The organism is Actinomycetota bacterium (assembly GCA_036280995.1).
GTDB lineage: Bacteria > Actinomycetota > CALGFH01 > CALGFH01 > CALGFH01 > CALGFH01.
In genome coordinates, this window is sequence record DASUPQ010000953.1 from 1 (window position 1) to 2631 (window position 2631).

Annotated in this window: 3 protein-coding genes; 1 reads left to right on the forward strand and 2 read right to left on the reverse strand. The window is 77.2% G+C overall.

Annotated features, from left to right (window positions below; all coding sequences use genetic code 11):
• Nucleotides 1-367, reverse strand: a 367-nt coding sequence (locus tag VF468_31690) for a hypothetical protein (protein ID HEX5882848.1), incomplete at its 3' end; no start/stop codon positions are given.
• Between the two features lie 685 nt (nucleotides 368-1052).
• Between VF468_31690 and VF468_31695 the strand changes: the two genes are divergently transcribed.
• On the forward strand, nucleotides 1053-1850 hold the full coding sequence (locus VF468_31695; protein HEX5882849.1) for a sulfotransferase: 798 nt from the start codon (nucleotides 1053-1055) through the stop codon (nucleotides 1848-1850).
• 55 nt (nucleotides 1851-1905) lie between these two features.
• On the opposite strand, the gene VF468_31700 is transcribed toward VF468_31695, so the two are convergent.
• On the reverse strand, nucleotides 1906-2631 hold a 726-nt coding region (locus VF468_31700; protein HEX5882850.1), incomplete at its 5' end, for a VOC family protein.

Consider the following 2631-nt stretch of genomic DNA (forward strand, 5'->3'; position numbering starts at 1 on the left):
GACCCAGCGGGCCCGGCTGGCCAAGGCGGCGGCCGGCCTGGCCCTGCGCAGCGGCGCCCTGCCATGGTGGCTGCGCCGCCGCGGCCTGGTGGTCGCCGCCGCCGGTCCGGCCGAGGGCTCCCTGCTCGGCGACCACGTCCCGGCCGCCCTCGGCCGCTCCGACCTGGCGGCCGCGATCGTCCTCGGCCCGGTCCGGCCCAACCGCAAGCCGGTGGTCCAGCTCATCGGCCGCGACGGGCGGCCCGTGGGCTACATGAAGGTCGGCTGGAACGACCTCACCCGGCGGCTGGTCCGGGCCGAGGCGGACACGCTGCGGCGGCTGGCCGGCGCCGGCCCCCGCACCTTCACCGCCCCCGACCTGCTCCACCAGGGCCGCTGGCAGGGGCTGGACGTCACCATCAGCTCGGCCCTGCCGCACCGGCTGTGGCGCCGCGGCCGCCGCTACGCCCTGCCCCCGGTGGCCGTCTCCCGCGAGATCGCCGCCCTCGGCGGGGTCGAGGAGACGACGCTGGGGGAGAGCCGCTGGTGGGCCCGGCTGCGGGAGCGGCTCGGCGGGGCCGTCGGGGCCGGGGGGGCGACCCTCGACGGGACCCTGGAACGGCTGGACGGGCACGCCTCGACCCGGCTCGCCTTCGGCACCTGGCATGGCGACTGGGGGCCGTGGAACCTGCGCGCCACTCCGGGGCGGCTGCTGGTCTGGGACTGGGAGCGCAGCGCCGACGGCGTGCCGCTCGGCTTCGACCTGCTCCATTTCGGCTACCAGACCGCCCTCCAGGGCCTCGGCCAGCCGCCGGCGGTGGCGGCCACCACCGGCCGCGACCGGGCGGCCCCGCACCTGGCCCCGCTGGGCCAGCGGCCGGGGGTGGAGGAGCTGCTGGGCGACCTGTACCTGCTGGAGCGGCTCTGCCGGGCCGCCGAGGCCGAGGTGTCGGTCGTGACCGGGCGGCCCGACTCGGTCGGGGCCGCCCTGCTCGGCGTCCTCGACGGCCGCCTCGTACCGGGGGGGTCCGGGGGACCGCCAGGGTGGTCCCCCGGTCGATCGGGGGGACCGGATGACCGACCATCGGCTGGTGTTCGTGGGCGGGCTGCACCGCAGCGGGACGACCCCGCTGGCCCGCTGCCTGGCCGCCCATCGACAGATCAGCGGCTTCGCGAACACCGGGGCGGAGGAGGACGAGGGCCAGCACCTCCAGACCGTCTACCCCCCGGCCAGGGCCTACGGCGGCCCGGGCCGGTTCGCGCGCCACCCGGCCGCCCACCTCACCGAGAGCTCGCCCCTGCTCACCCCGGACACGGCCGCCCGCCTGCTCGACCAGTGGCGGCCCCACTGGGACCTGGCCAGGCCGGTCCTGGTCGAGAAGTCCCCGCCCAACCTGCTCATGACCCGGTTCCTCCAGGGCGCCTTCCCCGACGCCCGCTTCGTCATGGTGGTCAGGCACCCGGCCATCGTCAGCCTCTCCACCCGCAAGTGGGCCCGGCTCAGCTCGCTGGGCGCCCTGCTCGACCACTGGTTCGCCGCCCACCGCCGGTTCGAGGACGACGCCCCCTTCATCCACCGCCTGCTCGTGGTCAAGTACGAGCACCTGGTCGCCGACCCCGAGCGCACCCTGGCCGAGATCGCCGCCTTCCTCGAGCTCGACGGCGACATCCCCACCGGCGGCATCGACACTCGCCGCAGCGCCACCTACGAGCGCCAGTGGGCCGACCTGGCCGCCGCCGGCCCCTGGCGCCGGGAACGCTTCCGCGGCCTCTGCCGCCGCCACGAGGCGGCGGCCAACCACTTCGGCTACAGCCTCCTCGACCTGGAGCGGGCCGACCCGTTCCCGGTGGGGTCGCCCCGCACCCCCTGAGGGCCGGCGCGGCCATGGTGTCGGGCGCGGTTGACGGTCTCCACCTTGGTCGTCATCAACGCGGGGAGAGCACGCAGAGCTCGTTGCCCTCGGGGTCGGCGAGGACGGTCCAGGTGACCTCGCCCTGGCCGATGTCGGCCGGGGTGGCGCCGAGGGAGCGGAGGCGGGCGACCTCGGTGGCGGGGTCGTCGTCCGGGTAGGGGGCGAGGTCGAGGTGGAGGCGGTTCTTGCCCAGCTTGGGGGCGGGCGAGCGGATCAGCTCCAGGAACGGGCCGGTGCCCGACGGGTGGCGGAGGGCGGCGAAGCGGTCGTTGACCTCGGTCACGGGCCAGGCGGCGGCCTCGGTCCAGAAGCGGGCCAGGGCCGGCGGGTCGGCGACGGCGACGACCACGGCGGCGAGGCGGCCGGTGCCGCGGTAGCGGTCGCGGGGCTCCAGGACGCAGAGCTCGTTGCCGTCCGGGTCGGCCAGGACCACCCAGGGGACCTCGCCCTGGCCGACGTCGGCCGGGGTGGCCCCGAGCGCGGTCAGGCGCGCGACCAGGGCCGCCTGGTCGGCGGCGGACGGGCTGGCCAGGTCGAGGTGGACCCGGTTGGGGCCGGTCTTGGGCTCGGGCACGGGGACGAACACCAGCGGGAGGCCAAGGCCGTCCGGCTCGGGCGGCTCGACCACGACCTCGTCGGGCTGCTCCAGGGTCACCCGCCAGCCGAGGGCGTCGGCCCACCAGCGGGCCGACGCCGCCGGAGAGGCGGCGTCGACCACGAGGTTGACCAGCCGGGTGCC

Coding starts and splice junctions, on each gene's coding strand:
- VF468_31695 (HEX5882849.1), top strand. CDS start 1,053: ATGACCGACCATCGGCTGGTGTTCGTGGGCGGGCTGCACCGCAGCGGG.